Source organism: Oligosphaera ethanolica, from assembly GCF_030814695.1.
Taxonomy (GTDB): domain Bacteria; phylum Verrucomicrobiota; class Lentisphaeria; order Oligosphaerales; family Oligosphaeraceae; genus Oligosphaera; species Oligosphaera ethanolica.
Genome location: NZ_JAUSVL010000001.1, coordinates 2480524 through 2500449, shown reverse-complemented (window position 1 = coordinate 2500449; position 19926 = coordinate 2480524). Strand labels below are relative to the sequence as shown.

The 19926-nt window shown below is 60.3% G+C and carries 11 protein-coding genes, 2 tRNA genes and 2 rRNA genes; 3 read left to right on the top strand and 12 right to left on the bottom strand.

Annotated features, from left to right (window positions below):
- Window positions 1-42 precede the first annotated feature (42 nt).
- The 4 genes from J3R75_RS08545 to J3R75_RS08530 all read right to left on the bottom strand — a co-directional run bounded on the left by J3R75_RS08545 (window position 43) and on the right by J3R75_RS08530 (window position 5051).
- Window positions 43-2988, bottom strand: a 23S ribosomal RNA gene (locus J3R75_RS08545).
- A gap of 202 nt (window positions 2989-3190) precedes the next feature.
- Window positions 3191-3267: transfer RNA gene (locus J3R75_RS08540), tRNA-Ile, on the bottom strand.
- A gap of 59 nt (window positions 3268-3326) precedes the next feature.
- Window positions 3327-3402, bottom strand: a tRNA-Ala gene (locus J3R75_RS08535).
- 137 nt (window positions 3403-3539) lie between these two features.
- Window positions 3540-5051 (bottom strand): 16S ribosomal RNA (locus tag J3R75_RS08530).
- The 16S and 23S rRNA genes sit together here with 2 tRNA genes alongside, the layout of an rRNA operon.
- Window positions 5052-5661: 610 nt before the next feature.
- Between J3R75_RS08530 and J3R75_RS08525 the strand changes: the two genes are divergently transcribed.
- Window positions 5662-6108, top strand: coding sequence for a hypothetical protein (locus J3R75_RS08525; protein WP_307261109.1), 447 nt, complete (start codon window positions 5662-5664; stop codon window positions 6106-6108).
- 316 nt (window positions 6109-6424) lie between these two features.
- Window positions 6425-7828, top strand: coding sequence for an alpha-galactosidase (gene melA, locus J3R75_RS08520; protein ID WP_307261108.1), 1404 nt, complete (start codon window positions 6425-6427; stop codon window positions 7826-7828).
- Between the two features lie 43 nt (window positions 7829-7871).
- Here the strand turns inward: melA and J3R75_RS08515 are convergent, their stop codons facing one another.
- Window positions 7872-8492 carry a cobalamin B12-binding domain-containing protein gene (locus tag J3R75_RS08515; RefSeq protein WP_307261107.1) on the bottom strand — a complete coding sequence of 207 codons (621 nt, stop codon included), beginning with the start codon at window positions 8490-8492 and terminating at the stop codon, window positions 7872-7874.
- A gap of 28 nt (window positions 8493-8520) precedes the next feature.
- Window positions 8521-9609: a uroporphyrinogen decarboxylase family protein gene (locus J3R75_RS08510; protein ID WP_307261106.1), complete on the bottom strand. Its 1089-nt coding sequence runs from the start codon at window positions 9607-9609 to the stop codon at window positions 8521-8523.
- 149 nt (window positions 9610-9758) lie between these two features.
- Between J3R75_RS08510 and J3R75_RS08505 the strand changes: the two genes are divergently transcribed.
- Complete coding sequence (locus J3R75_RS08505) at window positions 9759-10685, top strand: helix-turn-helix domain-containing protein (protein ID WP_307261105.1); 927 nt, start codon at window positions 9759-9761, stop codon at window positions 10683-10685.
- A 444-nt stretch (window positions 10686-11129) separates the two neighbouring features.
- On the opposite strand, the gene J3R75_RS08500 is transcribed toward J3R75_RS08505, so the two are convergent.
- The 6 genes from J3R75_RS08500 to J3R75_RS08475 form a co-directional block, all read right to left on the bottom strand.
- A complete protein-coding gene (locus tag J3R75_RS08500) occupies window positions 11130-12251 on the bottom strand; it encodes a uroporphyrinogen decarboxylase family protein (protein ID WP_307261104.1) in 1122 nt (373 codons plus the stop codon).
- A gap of 12 nt (window positions 12252-12263) precedes the next feature.
- Complete coding sequence (locus J3R75_RS08495) at window positions 12264-13283, bottom strand: uroporphyrinogen decarboxylase family protein (protein WP_307261103.1); 1020 nt, start codon at window positions 13281-13283, stop codon at window positions 12264-12266.
- 49 nt (window positions 13284-13332) lie between these two features.
- Entirely contained in the window at window positions 13333-14379 is a 1047-nt protein-coding gene (locus J3R75_RS08490; protein WP_307261102.1) for a uroporphyrinogen decarboxylase family protein, read from the bottom strand.
- A gap of 797 nt (window positions 14380-15176) precedes the next feature.
- Window positions 15177-17009 (bottom strand): hypothetical protein, encoded by a 1833-nt coding sequence (locus J3R75_RS08485; protein WP_307261100.1) that lies wholly within the window; start codon window positions 17007-17009, stop codon window positions 15177-15179.
- A complete protein-coding gene (locus tag J3R75_RS08480) occupies window positions 17006-18292 on the bottom strand; it encodes a DUF1501 domain-containing protein (RefSeq protein WP_307261099.1) in 1287 nt (428 codons plus the stop codon). Before J3R75_RS08480 ends, J3R75_RS08485 begins: the two co-directional genes overlap by 4 nt.
- A 30-nt stretch (window positions 18293-18322) precedes the next feature.
- On the bottom strand, window positions 18323-19918 hold the full coding sequence (locus J3R75_RS08475; RefSeq protein ID WP_307261098.1) for a DUF1553 domain-containing protein: 1596 nt from the start codon (window positions 19916-19918) through the stop codon (window positions 18323-18325).
- Window positions 19919-19926: the final 8 nt, after the last annotated feature.

Sequence of the window (19926 nt, the reverse complement as noted above, 5' to 3'; positions counted from 1 at the left end):
CCGGGACTCCGCCTGTTGAGGGGCGGGGTGCCGGCGGGAAAGGCGGCCAAGCCTCACGGCCTATCAGAACTGGTCAGGTAAAACCCTCGCGGGTCTTGCGCCTCCAGCCTGTCAACCCGGTCGTCTTCCGGGGGCCTTGAGAGTGCTTGCGCACTGGGATGACTCGTCTTCGGGGGGGCTTGGCGCTTAGATGCTTTCAGCGCTTATCCCTTCGTGGCGTGGCTACCCGGCAATGCCCGTTGGCCGGACAACCGGAACACCAGAGGCCACCCGCTCCCGGTCCTCTCGTACTAAGGAGCGCTCCCGTCAATCATCCTACGCCTGCGGAGGATAAGGACCGAACTGTCTCACGACGTTCTGAACCCAGCTCGCGTAACACTTTAATCGGCGAACAGCCGAACCCTTGGGACCTGCTTCAGCCCCAGGATGTGATGAGCCGACATCGAGGTGCCAAACCGCGCCGTCGCTGTGGACGCTTGGGCGCGATCAGCCTGTTATCCCCAGAGTACCTTTTGTCCGATGAGCAACGGCGATGCCACATTCCACCGCTGGATCACTAGGTCCTGCTTTCGCAGCTGCTCGACCCGTCGGTCTCGCAGTCAAGCCGGCTTATGCCCTTACACTCAACGCACGGTTGCCAACCGCGCTGAGCCGGCCTTCGAGCTCCTCCGTTACATTTTGGGAGGAAACCGCCCCAGTCAAACTGACCGCCTGACACGGTCCCACGCCCGGATTCACGGGTTCGTGGTTAGACAACCAGACACACAAGGGTGGTATCTCACCGATGGCTCCACGGCGGCTGACGCCGCCGTCTCACAGCCTCCCACCTATGCTGCACATGAGTGACCGATTGCCAATGTCAGGCAACAGTGAAGGTTCATGGGGTCTTTCCGTCCTTCCGCAGGTATCCGGCATTTTCACCGGAACTACAACTTCACCGAGATCCACGTTGAGACAGCGCCCAGATCGTTACACGATTCGTGCAGGTCGGAACTTGCCCGACAAGGAATTTCGCTACCTTAGGACCGTTATAGTTACGGCCGACATTCACCGGGGCTTCACTTCAGAGCTTCGCCTTGCGGCTGACCCATCCGTTTGACCTTTCGGCATTGGTCACGTGTCACACCCTATACATCCTCTTGCGAGTTAGCAGAGTGCTGTGTTTTTGCTAAACAGTCGCCTGGGCCTTTTCACTGCGGCTCCCAACAGCAAGCAAATTGCTTTCCTCACCGTCGGGAGCGTCCCTTTTCCCGAAGTTACGGGACTATTTTGCCGAGTTCCTTAACGTGGTTTCTCTCGCGCACCTTGGTCTATTCGACCCATCCACCTGTGTCGGTTTGCGGTACGGTCCGCGTGCCGTTAACGTCTAGAGGCTTTTCTTGGCGGCATGGCGCAAGCGGCTTCGCCGGCCATTGCTGGCTGGCTCCCCATCACGTCTCAGGTCTATGCGGTGCATTTAACAACCGCGACCCTGCTCGCTTGGACTTCCACTTCCAATCGGAAGCCCGCTCTGCCTTCCGCGTCACCCCATTGACCGGGCACGCGGGTTCAGGAATATTCGCCTGACACCCATCGGCTACGCCTTTCGGCCTCGCCTTAGGAACCGACTGACCCTGGGAGGACGAACCTGGCCCAGGAAACCTTGGATTTACGGTGGGCGGGATTCACACCCGCCTTGTCGTTACTCATGCCTGCATGGTCTCCCGTATGCGGTCCAGGCTTCCTTACGGACACCCTTCACTCCCCATACGGCGCTCTCCTACCAGATCGTTTACAAGAAACGTCTCCGCGACGTCGGCTGCGCACTTCAGTCCCGATCATTTTCGGCGCAAGGTCACTCGGCCAGTGGGCTATTACGCGGTCTTCAAATGATGGCTGCCTCTAAGCCAACATCCTGGCTGTCTGTGCGACCCCACATCCTTCAATCCACTCAGCGCGCGATTAGGGGCCTTAGTCGGCGGTCTGGGCTGTTTCCCTTTCGACTACGGAGCTTAGCCCCCGCAGTCTGACTCCCGTTGTACGCCATGCGGTATTCGGAGTTCGATTGGCGTCAGTACCCCGGTAGGGGTCATCTGCCATTCGGTCGCTCTACCCCCGCATGGTAATGGAACGGGGCTAGCCCTAAAGCTATTTCGGAGAGAACCAGCTATCACTAGGTTTGATTGGCCTTTCACCCCTATCCACAGCTCATCCAAAGGTTTTTCAACACCAACTAGTTCGGCCCTCCACTCCGTGTTACCGGAGGTTCAGCCTGGCCATGGATAGATCACCTAGCTTCGGGTCTGCCGCGCACGACTGAACGCACTGTTCATACTCGCTTTCGCTTCGGCTCCGCCAACGGCTTAACCTCGCCGTGACGCGACAACTCGCAGGCTCATTATGCAAAAGGCATGCGGTCACCCCCGAAAGGGCTCCCACAGTTTGGAGGCGCATGATTGCAGGGTCTATTTCACTCCCCTAGACGGGGTTCTTTTCACCTTTCCCTCACGGTACTGGTTCACTATCGGTCGACGGCTAGTATTGAGCCTTGGAGGGTGGGCCCCCCAGATTCAGACAGGGTTTCACGTGTCCCGTCCTACTTGGGATACCCGTAGACTTCCAGCGGATTTTCGCACACGGGGCTGTCACCCTCTGCGGCGCCTCTTTCCAAAGGCTTGTGCTAATCGGCTGGTCATCATGACCGGGTCCCGCAACCCCACAGAGCACGCTCCGTGGTTTGGGCTCGTCCGCGTTCGCTCGCCACTACTTGCGGAATCTCATTTGATTTCTTTTCCTCCGGGTACTGAGATGTTTCACTTCCCCGGGTGTCGCCTCTGCACACTATGTATTCATGTACAGATGATATCCCATGACGGATACCGGATTGCTCCATTCGGAAACCCACGCTTCACAGGCTGCCTGCGCCTCTGCGTGGACTATCGCGGCTTGCCGCGTCCTTCATCGCCTGCCGTCGCCAAGGCATTCATCATGCGCCCGAACAGCTTGGCCGCCAAATGGTTCTAGCGGTCGGATACTGTCCGGTTCCATTGCGCGTTCCTTGATCCCCCGGCCCGACATGGACAGGGTGGAACGCGCGGTTCAACATTCTTCTTCTTCTGATTCTTCACTACTGCAGATTTTCAAAGAGCAACACCAAGGCAACAGGCTTGGACCCTCGCGGATCTTTACCGTGTTGCTTCAGCGGAAAATATGGTGGGCGCGCCTGGACTCGAACCAGGGACTTCGTCCTTATCAGAGACGCGCTCTAACCAACTGAGCTACGCGCCCACATTGTTCCGGTCCGGCTGGCCTGGAGAACGCGTCTCCGGGTACACCGCCAGTAAAGCTGGTGGAGCCGGTGGGACTCGAACCCGCGGCATCCTGCTTGCAAAGCAGGCGCTCTACCAACTGAGCTACGGCCCCAGTAAAACGGCCTCGAGCCGCCCATTTTTTTCTTGTTGCACCAAAGAGCTGATCCTTTGGCTGCTGAGCAGCGAAATATAATGACTGACATTGCCACGCCGGCACGCGCAGATCTTGCGATCCTTGCGTTTCCTTAGAAAGGAGGTGATCCAGCCGCTGGTTCCCCAACGGCTACCTTGTTACGACTTCATCCCAGTCGCCGGGCCCACCTTTGGCACCTGCCTCCCTTGCGGGTCAGCTCAGTGGCTTTGGGTGAGACCGACTTCCATGATGTGACGGGCGGTGTGTACAAGGCCCGGGAACGTATTCAAGGGACCGTAGCTGATGTCCCTTTACTAGCGATTCCGACTTCATGCAGCCGAGTTGCAGGCTGCAATCCGAACTGGGGCGGGTTTTGGAGGTTCGCCACATCTCGCGATGCAGCAGCCCATTGTACCCGCCATTGTAGCACGTTTGCGGCCCCAGGTGTAAGAGCCATACGGACTTGACGTCATCCGCGCCTTCCTCCCGCTTGACACGGGCAGTCCCGCCAGAGTCCCCAACATTACTTGATGGTAACTGGCAGTACGGGTTGCGCTCGTTGCCGGACTTAACCGAACACCTCACGGCACGAGCTGACGACAGCCATGCAGCATCTGTGCTTCCGTCCCGAAGGAAAGGCGTCTTTCAACGCCGGTCGAAAGCATGTCAAACCTGGGTAAGGTTCTTCGCGTTGCCTCGAATTAAGCAACATGCTCCACCGCTTGTGCGGGCCCCCGTCAATTCCTTTGAGTTTTAGCCTTGCGGCCGTAGTCCCCAGGCGGTGTGCTTACCGCGTTAGCTTGGACACGGATGGGGCCGAACCCACCCACATCTGGCACACAACGTTTACGGCGTGGACTACCAGGGTATCTAATCCTGTTTGCTACCCACGCTCTCGTCCCTGAGGGTCAGTTACAAGCCAGCAGACCGCCTTCGCCATCGGTGTTCTTCCAGATATCTACGCATTCCACCGCTACACCTGGAATTCCGTCTGCCCTTCTTGCACTCTAGCCCGCCCGTACCCGCCGCAGGTCCAAGGTTGAGCCTTGGAATTTCACGGCAGGCGTGGCAGGCCCCCTGCGGACCCTTTACGCCCAGTAAATCCGAATAACGCTCGCCACCCACGTGTTACCGCGGCTGCTGGCACGTGGTTAGCCGTGGCTTCCTTTTCCGGTACCGTCATTGTTTTCGTCCCGGATGACAGAGGTTTACAACCCGAAGGCCTTCATCCCTCACGCGGCATCGCTCCGTCAGGCTTGCGCCCATTGCGGAAGATTCTCGACTGCAGCCTCCCGTAGGAGTCTGGGCAGTGTCTCAGTCCCAGTGTGGGTGACCATCCTCTCAGACCACCTACCCGTCGTAGCCTTGGTGGGCCATTACCCCGCCAACAAGCTAATGGGCCGCGAGCCCCTCTCCGGACTATAAATATTTTAACATTAGACCATGCGGACCAATGTCTTCATCCGGTTTTAGACCAAGTTTCCCTGGATTATTCCGGATCCGGAGGCAGGTTGCTCACGTGTTACTCACCCTTTCGCCACTTTCTCCCCGAAGGGAGTACGTTCGACTTGCATGCCTAATCCATGCCGCCAGCGTTCATTCTGAGCCAGGATCAAACTCTCCATTACGAAAAGTTCGAACGCATCCCCGAAGGAATGCCCTGTTCTTTAATAACTTCTCAAGGGGGGGTGACAGCGTACGCCACATTCCCGAAGGAACGTGCTTTGTTGCTGCCACCGATAATTCAATTCATCGTGACAATCGCACTATATTTCGCTGCTCAGTTGCCAAGGAGCTTTTCCTGCCTCAGGTGAGGCGGAGCATTACTTTATCGGAGCTTTTCACTTTCGCAAGCCCAGCCAGAACTTTTTTTGGAAATTCTGTTTGGATCAGGCGCAAAGCATTCCGTCCGAGTTACTTACTGTAAACCGCCTTTGGCGATCTGCAAGCCCCTCGGCCAGCTTTCTCCAATAATTTTTTTGCTAAGGATCTGTTGCGACCCGTTTGGGGGGCGCGAAGCATTACTATGCCACGCTTCCGCCGATACGCAAGCCCGCAACCCGCAAAAAGACACTTTTTTGTGATCGGGCAGTCACTGATAATTGCCGGGGCCGCGGGGACGCCCGGCCATCGACTACCCGCAACCAGGGGCGACCGGCGGGTCGCCCCTGCTGTTGTGCCTCTACGAGGCACTGCCTTATGAGGCTGTCTTCCCCAGGCTGAAGCCTGGGGTTAAGCATGGTTAAGCGCCTACGGCGCAAAAACATCCGCCGGCTATCGCCGGCTATCGACGATCTGATCGGACCGATCAGACCGATCGGACCGATCAAGTCGACGATCCGTCTGATCCGTCTGATCCGTCTGATCCGTCTGATCCGTCTGATTCGTCTGATCCGTCTGATCCGTCTGATTCGTCTGATTCGTCTGATCCGTCTGATCCGTCCGATCCGTCCGAGAAAAAGACAAACGATCAGACTGACCGAACAAACAGCCTACGTCGCCAGAGGCGACCGCTGGCCGCCCCTTCACGCGCCCGGCATCCCTGGCCGCGCAGCGGCAGAAGCCCCAACGGGGCGACCTAAGATAGCCCAGGGCAAGCGACGCCGTAGGCGGAGCGTCGCCCTGGGTAGCGTGCCAGTATGGTTCGTGTTCCCTGGCCTGTTTGGCCCCAGTCGGCGAAGCTGACTGGGGCCAAACAGGCAATGGAACCCAAGCAGTGTTTTTTAGGCCGCGCCTTTGGCGCTGAAAACCCGCGCAGCCTGCCACACACATCGGCATGGCGACGGTTCATGCCCAGGGCGGACACACAGGTCCGCCCCGACCAAAATCGACTGCCGGCGCTTGCTGGCGTCCCGTGGCGACCATATCTCCCGTGTGCAATCGTATCGCGTAAATAGGTATTATTGTATGTCGTCGCTTTTTTCAATAATTTGTCATTGACAGTCGCCCCGCAGGGCATGGGGCCATAGTTGCCCCGTATTAGAGATAAGGAGCAGGTAAGATGAAAGTAGCGATTATTGGCGCCGGCAGTCTGGTGTTTTGCAAGACCCTGATTTTGGACATCATGCAGATTGAGGATCTTGGCCATGTGGATTTCAGTCTGATGGCACCGTCCACCCGCCACACGTCCTGTGTGAAGCGTTTTGCTGACAAAGTCATCGCAAAGTACGGGCTAGACGCGGCGGTAGCCATCACGACATCGCGGGACGATGCGCTGCGCGGGGCGGATTTTGTGATTTGCACGTTGAAGGTCGGCGGCCATGCGGCCTACGAGCAGGACATTGAGATACCGCTGAAGTATGGCGTCGACCAGTGCATTGGCGACACACTTAGCCCAGGCGGCATCTTCCGGACCCTGCGGACCGTGCCGGTCATGCGCGAGCTGGCGCTCGCCATGCGTGAGTTATGCCCGCGGGCGCTCTTGCTGAATTATGTCAATCCGATGGCGACGGTATGCTGGTCGTTGGCTGACACGGGCATTGAGTGCGTGGGGCTGTGCCACGGCGTGCAAACGACCATCAGGCTGATCGCCGGCTACCTGGAACTGCCGGTGGCTGATATCGACTATGTCTGTGCCGGCATCAATCACATGGCGTGGTTCACCCGCCTCGAACACCAAGGGCACAGTCTTTACCCAGCCTTGCGCGACCTTTTCGATAAACCCGAGTACTACGCGAATGAAAAGGTGCGCGGCGAGGTCTTCCGGCAATTCGGCTATTTCATGACTGAGTCGACGGGGCATCTGTCTGAGTACCTGCCCTATTTCCGCAAAAACTCCCTGGGCATGGCGACCTATTGCGACGAACCCAATTTTGGCGGCGAGACCGCGGCGTGCCTGAAATGGAGCCGCATTCTTGCCAAGAAATATGACGGCGCCGACATGCTCAAGGACGAGCCCATAGAATTGCCGGCGCGAAGTGTCGAGTACGGCTCCTACATCATCGAAGCGGTCGCCTGCAGGCGCAACTTCTGCTTCAATGGTAATGTCATGAACCGCGGCCTCATCAGCAATCTCCCCGCCGATTGCTGCGTGGAAGTGCCGGTATTCGCCGATGGCTCGGGGTTGCACCCGACAGCGGTGGGCGAGCTGCCCGCCCAATGCGCGGCTTTGAACAACAGCAACATCAGCGTCCAGCGCCTGGCGGTGCAGGCGGCGATCAGTGGCGATCCCGAGGCCGTCGTGTGGGCATGCGCGCTTGACCCGCTGACCGCGGCAACGCTCACACCGGCCGAAATCCGCGCCATGGCGACGGAGATGCTACAGGCCGAGGCGCAGTGGCTGCCGCAGTTCGCCGGCAAGCTACCGCGGCCAACGCCGAAGGTCGTCGAGCCGGCAGGCACCAAACGCGTCAAAGTGCCGGTGGATCCGGCGCTGGCCATCAGCGTGCGCTTCGGCCAGCTGTAAAGAGGCCGCGCAGCCACCCCAGGCAGCAGCACGGCCAGAGCCATCAGGCTTTGAGGAAGCCGTCGACGAGTTTCACGGCGCCGTTGGCGTCGTCGCTGAAGCCATTGGCGCCGATTTCTTCGGCGAAGGCCTTGGTGACAGGCGCGCCGCCGATGATGACTTTGACGCCCTGGTCTTTGAAGTGGGTGACGATGTCCTTCATGTAGGCCATGGTGGTGGTCAGCAGTGAGCTGCAGGCGATGATCTGCGCGCCCTGTTTGACGCCGTCTTCGAACTTGGCGATATCGCAGTTGACGCCGAGGTCGATGACATCGTAGCCGGCGCCTTTGAGCATGATGGCGACGAGGTTCTTGCCGATATCATGGAGGTCTCCCTTGACGGTGCCGATGGCGATCTTGCCCAGGGATTTGCGGCCGCTCTTGGCCAGCTCGGGCTCAATGATAGCCAGGCCGGCCTGCATGGCGCGCGCGGCGATGAGCAGCTCGGGCACGTAGGCTTCATTGCGCGAAAAGCGCTCGCCGATTTCGCGCATGGCGGGGATCATGCCCTTGTCGAGGAGGGCATTGATGTCTTCCTTGGCCTCAAGAGCGGCGTTGACAATCGCTTTGACGTCGTCGCGCTTGCCTTTAATGATAGCGGTTTGCAGGGCGATAAAATCAGTCATGATTGCTCCTTTTGGGGGTTGGGGTAGATCAGTTGTTATATTTACCGATGCTGCGGCCGAGATTGAAGAAGTACTGGTAGGTCTCGTAGTCAGTTGACTCTGGGATGGAGTGGTCGCTGTGGAAGATAAAGCCGTTGTTGCCCATGACCAAGGGCAGTTTGGCCATCACTTCACGCTCGATACCGGGCAGGTCGTTGTTGGCGACGGGGCGGACGTCAATGCCGCCCATAAGGGCGATCTTGTGGCCGTACTGCTTGTAGATGCGCAGGAGGTCCATGCCGGCCTTGACCTCGATGGCCTGCAGGCAGTCGATGCCGGCTTCGATCATGCTAGGCAGCAGCGGTTCAACGAAGCCGCAGGAGTGCATGATCACGGGCAGGCCCTGCGAGTGCACGTAGGCAATGGTCTTCTGGTGCGCGGGGAAGATCAGCTCGCGGTACATTTCGGGCGACATAAAGGGACGGCCACGGAAGCCCATGTCGTCAAAAAACCAGATTCCGTCGGGCTTGCCGGCTTCGGCGAACATGGTTTCCATGAGGCCGATGAGGAGATCGGCGAAGGTGTCGGCCATGTCCTTGACCCAGTCGGGATCTAAAGCCATGCCCAGGAGCATGTTTTCGTGGCCGACGACGGGATGGATAGCCTCAAAGACATTGACCCCGCCCCAACAGAAGAAACGCTGCTTGTCCTGGCAGCGCTGACGGGCACTGCGGTAGCCGTCGAGATTGATGCGTTCGCGATTGACGGTGAGGAAGGGCTTGGCGCGTTCTTCCCAGGCGGCGCGGTCGGCGATGGAATAGTTGATGTGCTCGGGGGTGGTATCGTGTGATTTATAGCGGCGGAGAGTGGCGCCATTGCCGTCCAGGAAGGTACGGGTATCCTCGTCTTCGGCGACCAGCTGGTCCACCCATTTGTAATCGACCTTGAGGTTAAAGGCCCAACAAGTCCCGATGTCGAGGCCGAAATGCTCGCCGGCGCTTTGGTCAGCGGGCATTTTTCCCTGTTCAACCCAGTGTTTGACCGTGTGGTTCCAGAAGCTCTCCATCAGGCCGACCCGGTCCACGGGGAGGTGTTTGAGTTGCCGGGAGATGCGTTCGATGCTGCTGAGTTCTTGCATGATCAGTCCCTCTTGCGCTGGGCGTGGCCGGTGCCGGCCTGCTTTCTGCCCGTGACATCTTGTTATGCGGTCAAGTGTCCTATAGTGTAATGCTGAATATCAGTATGTTGTACTTCATTGTATGGAATAATTGCTCTATATTAGTTTTTATGAAAAAGGCCGAATTAACCGCAAGTACACGGCTTGACCCGACCCTTGGCGCCGAGATCAGCTTTCACGCCATTGCCTGGCGGGAGAACACGAGCCCCTCGGCCATACCGTCCGGCGGCCATGTGCTCTATCACCAGCTGCCGCTGGAGGGGTCGACCGTGCATGGCCACGAGCATCCCGAGATCATCGTAGTGATCAACGGGCGGATCATGCACCGGGTCAACGGGGAGAAGCAGCTGCTGGAGACCGGCGCGCTGGTCTTTATCCGTCCCGACGACGTGCATCAGTTTCTGCCAGCGTCGGGCCTGTCGCCCTGTGAGATGGTCTTCCTGGCTTTCGATCTCGATTTATTTGTAGCGGTAAGCAACTATCTTGAGGACGCCAGCTTTCTGCAGAAGTACACCGAGCCGGTGCTGTCGCCGATGTTCCACATGGAGGAGTCGCGCCTGAACCAGCTTTCGCTGGAAATGTTGTCGGTGAACACCAAGAGCTTCACGCCGGCCCTGCGGCGGGCCTACATCAAGGCCACGCTGGTGAATCTCTTCGTGCGTTACTTCCTCAATGACAGCAACTACCTGCAGGCCGACAGCATTCCCGAATGGCTGTCGCAACTCTGCGAACTGATGCACAAGCCCGAGAATTTCACCGCCGGCTTGAAGCGCATGCAGCAGCTGTCCGGCTACTCACCGGAATACCTCTGCGCGGTCTTCCGGCGCTTTTTGGACAAGAGTCCGACGGCGTTCATCAACGAGTTGCGCATCAACCACGCGGCGCATCTGCTGTCGGACAGCCCGATGGACATCACGGCGATCGCCGCGAAGCTGCACATCCAGAGCCTGAGCCGTTTCTACGCGCTGTTCCGGCGCTATTACGGCTGTTCGCCCGCCCGCTACCGGCGACTTGCCGGCAGCCGCCAGCGCCTGTGAAGAACACGCTCAAAGCGTGCGACATACCAAGCAAGAAAAATGAGTTCCATTGCCCCTTTGGCCCCAGTCAGCTTCGCCGACTGGGGCCAAAGGGGCCGAGGAACACGAGCGTAGAGGGCGCGTAACCCAGGGCGGCGCACGCTTTCAGCGTGCTTGCCCTGGGCTGGTATGTGTCGCGCTTTCAGCGCTTCTGCCGCTTCGCGGCGAGGGAAATGTGACGGGACTGTATCGCGCTTTCAGCGCTTCTGCCGCTTCGCGGCGAGGGAAATGTGACGGGACTGTATCGCGCTTTCAGCGCTTCTGCCGCTTCGCGGCGAGGGAAATGTTGACCGGTGGCAAAGCATTTCATCAAAGAGCGTTTGCGTTGACAAGTGTAAACGTAATTAATGAACGACTCCGATGACTCCGCGGCTTGGTCGCCTGTCTGGTCGCGTCCGCCGCGACCTATTTCATGCCGAACATTTTTTCTTTAAGGTCGAGGTAAAAGAGATAATCAGCGGGTTTGACATTGGGCGGGCAGCGGTGGTCGCAGAAGGGGATGTAGCCGCCGCGGGCGACGTATGGCGCGAGGGAATCAAGATAGGCCCGGATGGCATTGGGGCCCTGGCCGAGGGCCATTTTGTCCACGCCGCCCATGATACGCAGCTGGCCGGCATAGAGGTCGAGCAGTTCGCCGGCGTGGCAGCAGCTATTGACCTCGAAGGGGAAGAGGCAGTTGATGCCGGCGTCGAGGAAGCCGGGCAGGAGCGGTCGGACGTCGCCGTCGCAGTCAGTGTACCACAGATCGATACCGTGCTGGTGGAGTTTTTTGCCGATGCGGCGGTAGCGCGGGACGACGACCTGGTTGAAGAAATCCAGGGTAATAATCGGGCCGCTTTTGAAGCAGATGTCCTCCCAGCCGCTGGCGTAATCGAAATCGATGTGGCCGAGGACCTGGTCGAGGTAGTCTTCCACCAGTGCGCAGGCGGTCTCGACCATGTCTTCGAGCATGTCGGGGTAGTCATAAAGGGCGTAGGCGATGCCTTCGAAGGTCAGCATGTCGCGAATGCGCCCGATCATGGAGCCGCAGTACACGCCAAGCGGGTAGTCGCGGGTGGCCGGGTGGCGTGCGCGGATGGCGGCGACGTCCACCTTGCGCGCGGGGTCGTCGCGCCGGAAGCGCAGCTCTTTTTCTCGCTTCCAGTCTTCAGGGGTGACGATACTGGCGCCGAGGTAGTGAGGGATGGTGTCGTGGCCGTCCTTGGGCACTTCGACGATGAGGCCGCTGGCGTCGAGTTTGATCAGCGAGTTCGGCCGCTCCTCAATCACCTTCGGCGTGAAGCCCGGTGACATCCAGATGTTGCCACCCACATTGGCAATGCGATCGAAGTTGAAAAAGACATCAGCCTCGGCGTTGTTCTTGATGCCGTTGTCGACGAAGATATCCCACATGCTGAAATTTTCATTCCAGTAGCCGAATTCCATATTGAAGCAGCGGTCGACGCTCTGCCAGTGCATTTGCCGCGTGAAGCGTTCGCGGTCACTGAGAGTCCCGGGCCATTTGTTGCGACAAGGCGTGACGGTCATGATAGTCGTCCTTTATGCTGAGGCACTGATACTGCGGTTGAAGTCGTCTCTGGCGCGGAAGAACGCGTCGATATTTTCTGGCGGCGTATCCATGGGCACATCGCAGCCACTGGAGAAAACCAGGTTGGGGTAGTCCGCCGTGGCCGCGAGGAAGTCGCGGCAGTGGTCATAGACGGCGGTCGCGCTGGTATTTTTGAGCACGCCGACGGGATCGACATTGCCCATGACAGGAAAATCCCGGGGCACTTGCGGCAGGACATCGAGCATGTTGACGGCGTTGCCGACATGCAGCGCGTCGCAGCCGCTGGCATGCAGTGCGGCGATCTGTTTATCGGTCCGTCCGCAGTTGTGCAGAATGACCATGAAGCGGTCGTCTTTGACCTGATGAATGATGCCCCTGAGGAAGTCGGTGGCGAAAGACCGGCACATGTCAGGCGAGAGGAGGCCGGCGGCGGGCTCGGCGATGATCATGCCGTCGGCGCCGCTGTCCTTGATAGCGCGCGCGTAGTCAAGGAGGAACGCCGAGGTCTTTTCCAGCAGCCGCCAGGCGGCGGCCGGCTCGGCGACGGCCATCATCATGATCTCGCTCATGCCGGCCAAGCGACCCGCGAGGGAAAAGGGGCCGATCATGCTGCCGAAGAGCGGCATGGGCGACATGCCGGCACGCATGCGCAGAGCCCGCAGTGCCTCGGCATCGCGCTTGCGACCGACGGGTGGGACGACCAGCGCCGCGGTGTCTTCGCTGTCGCCAAGGATGGGCGCGGTGACATTGGGAATTTCGTCCTCGGCGAAAGTCACGGGGCAGCCGAAGGCTTCGGCCTCGACGGAGAGGTCCATGAAGGCGGTGCAGGCATCGGCGCGGCCATCGTCGGCGACGGCTTTGAGGCACTGCGCCTGGAGTTCGCCGGAGCTATACGCGTCAGCGGCGCTGATGCCGAGTTGCCGCATGGCCGGCGCGGTCATAATGGGTATAGCCAAGCGGCGGCGCGAACTGAGAATACGCTGGATGAACTGACTGCTACTGAAGGGCATGGCGTGCTCCTCGTCGTTGCGGTTGTGGTGGTTGCGGTTGCGCGGGGATTCAGAGATTCCAGAGAGTCTTGAGGTAGGCCATGTACTGCTGACAGATATCCACGGGGACATTGGCGGGGATGTGGTTGCCGACGGCCCAGATCAGTCCGCGGCAGGACTTGGCGAGCTCGTGGGTGCGATCCATCTCGGCCTTGACCTGCTCCCAGCTTCCGAAGGTCATGGTGCGGCAATCCACGGCGCTGCCGATGAGGCAGTGCGTCTGGCCGAAATTGCGCACGACCCACTCGAAGTCGTTGCTGGGCTCGAAGATGAAACCATCGGCGCCGGCTGCAACCAAGTCGGGCATGAATTCGGTGAAAGTGCCGTCGCTGCAGAAGAGGACTTTTTTGCCGGCGCGGTGGAGTACCTGCCAAAGCTCGGCATAACGGGGGATGATGTTCTGCCGGTAGTAGTCCGGATGCAGGAAGGGGCCGCTGGTCCAGACGAAATCGTCATGCTGGATGAACACTTCGGCGGAACATTCCGCCTGAGCACGGACGTAGTGCGCGGTGTAGTCAGCGAAGCGCTTGAGCACCACCGCGAAGCGCTCGGGCTCGGCGGCAGCGAGCAACAGCATGTCCCAGCCAAAGGCCTGGATGCAGCCCGAGATGATGGTCTTGTAGTAGCCCATGGTGCAAAGCTGGTCCGGATTGGCGGCCTGCTGGGATTGATACCAGTTTTGGTAAAAGCGGACGAGATCGTGATGCTCAGGCACGCCATATTCGCGGGCGGGGTCGAATGCGTAGATCTCTTCGGGGTCGGTAAAGGGACAGATTTTCGCCTCGCGGCGGTCGCTGCCGCCCTCGGCGTAATCGGCATGGCCCATGTCGGTGACGCGCCCCTGCTTGCCCCAGTTGACGGGGCCGTCATTGACGCCCCAAAGGAAGTCGTAGTGCCACAGGCGATGGAAAGCCCTGGTGTCATCGGCGTTGCCCTGGTAGTTAGGCAGCTCCGTGGCCAGCAGTTTCTTGTGGTAGGTCGACACGGAATACTCCGTGTGACCGGGCCGGGGCGTGGGCTGGAGCTTGATGGCGTTGAGAGCAAGGTCGCGGCTCATAGTGGGGCTCCCGAGGCGTTGAGTGGTGAAGAGGAAAGACTGTCGGTCAGTCGTGTGCCGGTGAGCAGGCAACAAAGGCGGCGGCGCAGGTAAGCAAAATGGCCTCTTATTCCTCTACATTAACCCCCAAAAAGCGCCGCGCTTCATGCATATTAGCACAGAGTTGCTCTATTTTGTTCTAAACGATGTTGCCACCCAACGGCGATGGGCCACGATGTAGGCCGACCATGAAGGGCCACAGCATAGGGGCGTGCTTGCCCAGGGCAAGCACCCGTAGGATGCGCCGCCCTGAGTAGGGCGCCTCAACCAAAATGAGCCCTGAATGGGCGACCTAATAGACCCCTTCGACGAAGGATAACAGTGCAAAATTCAACAGCAGTCAATGAGTTCCAGTGCCCCTTTGGCCCCAGTCAGCTTCGCCGACTGGGGCCAAAGAGGCTGAGGAACACGAACATAGACGCCGTTGTACCCAGGGCGGCGCACGCTTTCAGCGTGCTTGCCCTGGGCTGGTATGTTTCGCGCTTTCAGCGCTTCTGCCGCTTCGCGGCAATAAATGCCGCAATGACATAAGGTTGTTTGGATGAAACAACAAGCGCCGGGAAAATCGTAAAGTTAAGATCATTGGACTGATCAGACTGATCAGACTGATCAAACAGACGGATCGGTCCGATCCGTCCGATCCGTCCGCGAAAAAGACAGCCGACCAGACTGACCGAACCGCAAAAAACAGCCGTCGCCGCAAGAGGCGATAGTGGGTGCCCCTACAAAAAGCGACGGCAGGCGACGGCATTAAACGGCTATTTTTTGGCGCCCTGATCTTTTTCCCGCTGCTGTTTCATGGCGCGCTGTTCACCCGGCGGGCGGGTGCTGGCATTGACGTAGAGCGAGGCAACGGGCAGGAGGTGGGTGTAGGCGAACGCCTGCGTGCATTCATCGGCAGGGATAACATCGCCGTGCAGCGGCTGGCCACTGCCCTCGGCGCTAGCACTGATGCTCGCTGGCCATGGCCGCGAATAATGGTGAAAAGCGGGGCAGCGCACTGGCAGGGTAACCCTGTCCTTGTCGGCGGGGATAACGTTGCCCCTAGTGAAGATCAGCTCTTTGCTGGCGAGTGTGATGGGACCGACAAAGCCGTCGAGGCGGGCGGCGACAAAGGTCAGCAAGCTGTAGTTGGGCTGGCTCAAGGACGACTTGGTGGTGTAGACCAAGAAAGACGGCTGGGGCGGCCCGATGCGTAGCCAGTAGCGGTAGTCGACACCGCCAGCGCCAGTGACATCGCGGATCTGGATGTCGTAGATGCCATCGGCGGGAAAGGTGGTCATGAGATAGGGATCGACGTACTGCAGACAGGTGCCGGCGTTGAAAGGCACGGGATGATCGTCTACGGTGGCAATGACGCTGCCGTCCGGCCCGCGAATGCTCATGACGGCGTCCAGTGGCGATGCGCAACGGCGCGCGGCGAGGTCAAAAACGACGGCGGCGCCCTTTCTGCCGATGACGCGCACGCTGTCCGTTTCGCCGGGCCGGGCAATGGTGCCGGCGATGACCTGCGCCGTCGCGCCGTCGCGGGGCTGCCGGCCGGCGTCGTCGTCACTGAGTTGCGGCAACGCCGGCCATGGCGGCGCGGTGAAGGGGTAGGGGCGCGTGCCGAGGCTGATGTCCACGCGGTAGACAAAGTCTTCGCGACCGCGGTAGAGATTGTCGCGCACCTCCAGGGTATAGTCGCCAGCAGTTGGGCAGGCGAAACGGAGGACGGGATCGGGATCGAAGTACTCGTCGTCAGCGAACGCGACTTCACGGCCCGTGGCATCAAGCAGCCGCAGGACGGCCTGGAAATGGCCCGGGACGGCGTCACCGATGAAAGGCAGGAGGCGCCGTCCGTAGAGTGCGCAGCGGTAGGACTGGCCGCCCTTGAGGGCGACCACAAAGCGGTCGGTCTCACCCGGCAGGATTTGGCCGTCCAACACGGCGGGGACGGCTGCCACGCGCGGCGTGGCCGCCGGCTCTTCGTCGGGCGCGCGATAGCTGGGCTCGGGACAATGCGGCGCGGCATCGACATAGAAGAGTTTCGGCGCCGATATGCCGCCGCGTCCGTAGAGCCGCAACTCGCGTTCGCCAGGCGCCGCGTCCGCCGCGACAGCCACATCAACGATGACGAGCTGACGGATGGCCGGCGACGCCTGCAGCGCGTTGGGGATGGTGTGGAGGTCCTTGAGGACGAGGCGCAATTCCATGGGCGCGAGCTCGTGGAGTTTCTGCCACCAGGCATTTTCGCGCCACCCGTCGGTGCTGTCCGGAAGCGGTGGCGGCGCCTTGTTGCCCTTTTCGATGTCCGCAATCCACGCCAAGAGGTACTTGCGCTGACGGCTGTCAGCACGCGGAAAATTCGGCACGATGGTGATCTTGCTGATGTTGACGCCCTCGCCGGTGACGATGCCGCCTTGGACGCCCTGGAGGTTTTGCCCGCCGAGGAGCAGCCGCGCGCTGCTGCCGGCCTGGACGCCGCAGGGATAGACATAGCCGACAAAGGGGTCGGCGGCCAACGCGTCGCCGCTGCCGCCGACAAGCATGAGCAGCAGCAGCATCGCCGGTAACACTCGCAAATAGTGTGTTCGCTGCGATGGCGTCATGGCTTCACCTCGCTATGAACGTACAGCTCTTTCAGGCGACCGGCCGGCGATGCCGGGGGCAGCACGGTGCTTTGCAGGCCGATGGGATTGGGCAGTGGCCCGTCAGGGTCGATGCCGCAAAGCTCGTAAATGCTGCCAAGCAGGTCCTGCGGCGCCACTGGGCGGCTGACGACCTCGCCGGCGACCTCATCCGACACGCCGACGACGCGCCCGCCCGCAAAGCCACCGCCGGCGACAACCGCCGAGAAGCATTTCGAGTAATGATTGCGGCCACCATTCCACGGCGCCTCCCAGTCGATCTTGGGGCCGCGGCCGAATTCGCCGGACCACCATATGACCGTGCTGTCCAGGAGATCCTTTTCAGCGAGGTCCTGCAGGAGCGTGGCAAAAGCCTGGTCCATTTCGGCGGTGCGCTGTTTCATGGTTTCAAAATGGCGCTTATGGGAATCCCAACCCTGCGCATTGATGGTGATGTAGGGCACGCCGACTTGCACCAGGCGACGGGCCACCAGACACGACTGGCCAACGGAATTGCGGCCATAGCGGTCGCGCATGGCGGCCTCTTCGAGGCTGAGGTCAAAGACCTTGGCGGCATCGCCTTCGATCACCTTGCGAGCGTACGTGCCGGCTTCGGCAAAGGCTTGGAGCTCGGGGCAGGCGGCCGGCGCATGCTGGCGGAGCGTGTCGAGCTTATCAAGCAGCGCAAAGCGCTGGCCGAGCTCCTTGCTGCTGAGGCCGCCGGGGGGAACAATGCCATCGACGATGAAACGGGCCTGGCTGGGGTTGCCGCCGGTCACCAGCGGGCTGTATTCCTCGCTGAGGAAGCCGATTTCGGAAAAACGGCCCTTGGGGATGGTCAGGATGACGTAGGGCGGGATGTCGCCCTGGTACTCCTTGGCCTTGAACATGGCGATGACGGCGCCGATGGCCGGGTACACTTTGCCATCGCCGGGCTCGCGGCCGGTCTGCATGAGGTAGGTCGCGGTTTCATGGCCGCGATGGGGGTGAGTCATGGTGCGGATGATGGAATACTTGTCGGCCTGCAGCGCCAGTTTCGGCAGCATCTCGCCGATCTCAATGCCGGGGACATTGGTAGGAATGGCCTTGAGGCCGTTGTTGTAGTCCTTGGGCGCGTTGGGCTTGGGATCGAACGTTTCCAGCTGCGAGGGGCCGCCCCACACCCAGATCTCAATCACGGAGCGGGCGCTCTTGCGGGCACCAGCGGCGTGCAGGCCAGCGACCAGGCAACAGACGAGCAAGGCTATGGCGCGGATGATGTTCATGGCGAAGCGCTCCTGGATGGTCGTGGCAGATCAATGCTGATAAAGGAATTCGCTGGTATTGATGAATACCCAGGCGAGGTCCTGCTGGAAACGCCAGCGGGCCTTGCCACCGGGCTGCAGGGACCACTCGTCGCGCAGCAGCTGATATTCGTCCCGCGTGGGTGGCCGCGAGTAAAACAGCCAGTAAAGGGCGGGGATGTTCTGCAGGAATGGCCGGCCCTTGAAGTCGTCGCGCTGGCCAATGCGGCCGAGCTTGCGGTACAAATCACCGGAATTGAAGAGATACAGCCGCTGCTTGCCGTTGATGCCGTTGTTGCGCTCGGCGAGGACGCCGTCGTCCCGCGCGGGCCGCCCAAAGAGAATCAGAAAGGAGCTGCTGATGGAGCCGTCGGCCAACGCGATGGTCCGCGCTTCCGGTGGCACGTAGGTGAATGGCTCAGGAATGACACTGGAATAGCTGCTCGAAACGCCCGTGAGATCGCAAATGACGTCATCAAGCACTTCGGCTGGAAGCCGCCGCAGAGCGAAGACCGCGAAATGCTCGCGGGCCAAGTCCGGCTGGGCATATTCCGGCGGTGGACAGGACGCGCTGCAGTAGGCCGCCGAACTGGCCACCAGCCGGCAGAGATAGCGCAGATCGTAACCCGAAGTGACCAGCGCCGCCGCCAACGCGTCCAGCAGCTCCGGGATCAGCGGCGGGTTGTCCGCCCGCAAATCATCGGCTTCGTGAACAATGCCCCGGCCCAGCAGCCAATACCAGACGCGATTGGCCAGCGCGCGCGCGAAGTAGGGATTGCCGTCCTCGCGGAGATAGTCGTAGAAAACCTGGCGGGGATCGGCTCCCGGAGGAACGCGCACGACTTTGCCGTCGGGCCGGGTCAAGACCAGCTCGGTGTCGCGCTCCTTGAGGTAGACGATCTCTTCTTTCCACTCCTTGGTGCTTTTGCAGGCGACGCAGTCGAAAAACGCCGCCAGCCGCTGCTGCTCGATCTCTGGCCACTGGTCGCTGCGAGCGCCCATGAAGGTCAGCGCCGCGGCCCGGGCTAGGCCAGCCGCCCGGCGATTGGCCGTGGCCCGGTAGAAATTCACTTCAGGGACCCGGAAGTTGCTGCCCGTGGCCAAGAGCAGGGACTTGACGAAGTGGTCGTAGGGCTCGTTCTCGCGCAGAAAATGCTGCACGCGGCGCTGGTAGCCGTACACGGCGTTAGGCCAGAGATTGATGGGAAATTCTGATTTGACCCGCAGCAGGTCGCAGAAATGCAGGCTCCAGTACTCAATGAAGCCCTCGCTATTGACCAGACGTTCGATGAGCTGCCGGCGCTTGTCGGGATCCTGCTTGGCGACGTAGTCGCGGGCTTCGTCGTTCGTCGGCAGGCGACCACAGAGATCAAGAGTGGCGCGGCGCACGAAAACGGCGTCGGACGCCTCGCAGGGCCGGGCCAAACCGAGGCGCTCCCAGTGCGCGGCGAGTATGCGGTCAATCTCCGAATGCACCGGCACCGTGCTGTCTTTACGGTAGGGCGAACTGACATCCACCGCGAACAGCGCGGCAGACACCAGCGTGGCGACAACAACGCAGAGCTGGAGGCGCAGGCGGCGCCGGAAGTGATGGGTCGATCGCGGCATAGTCGTTG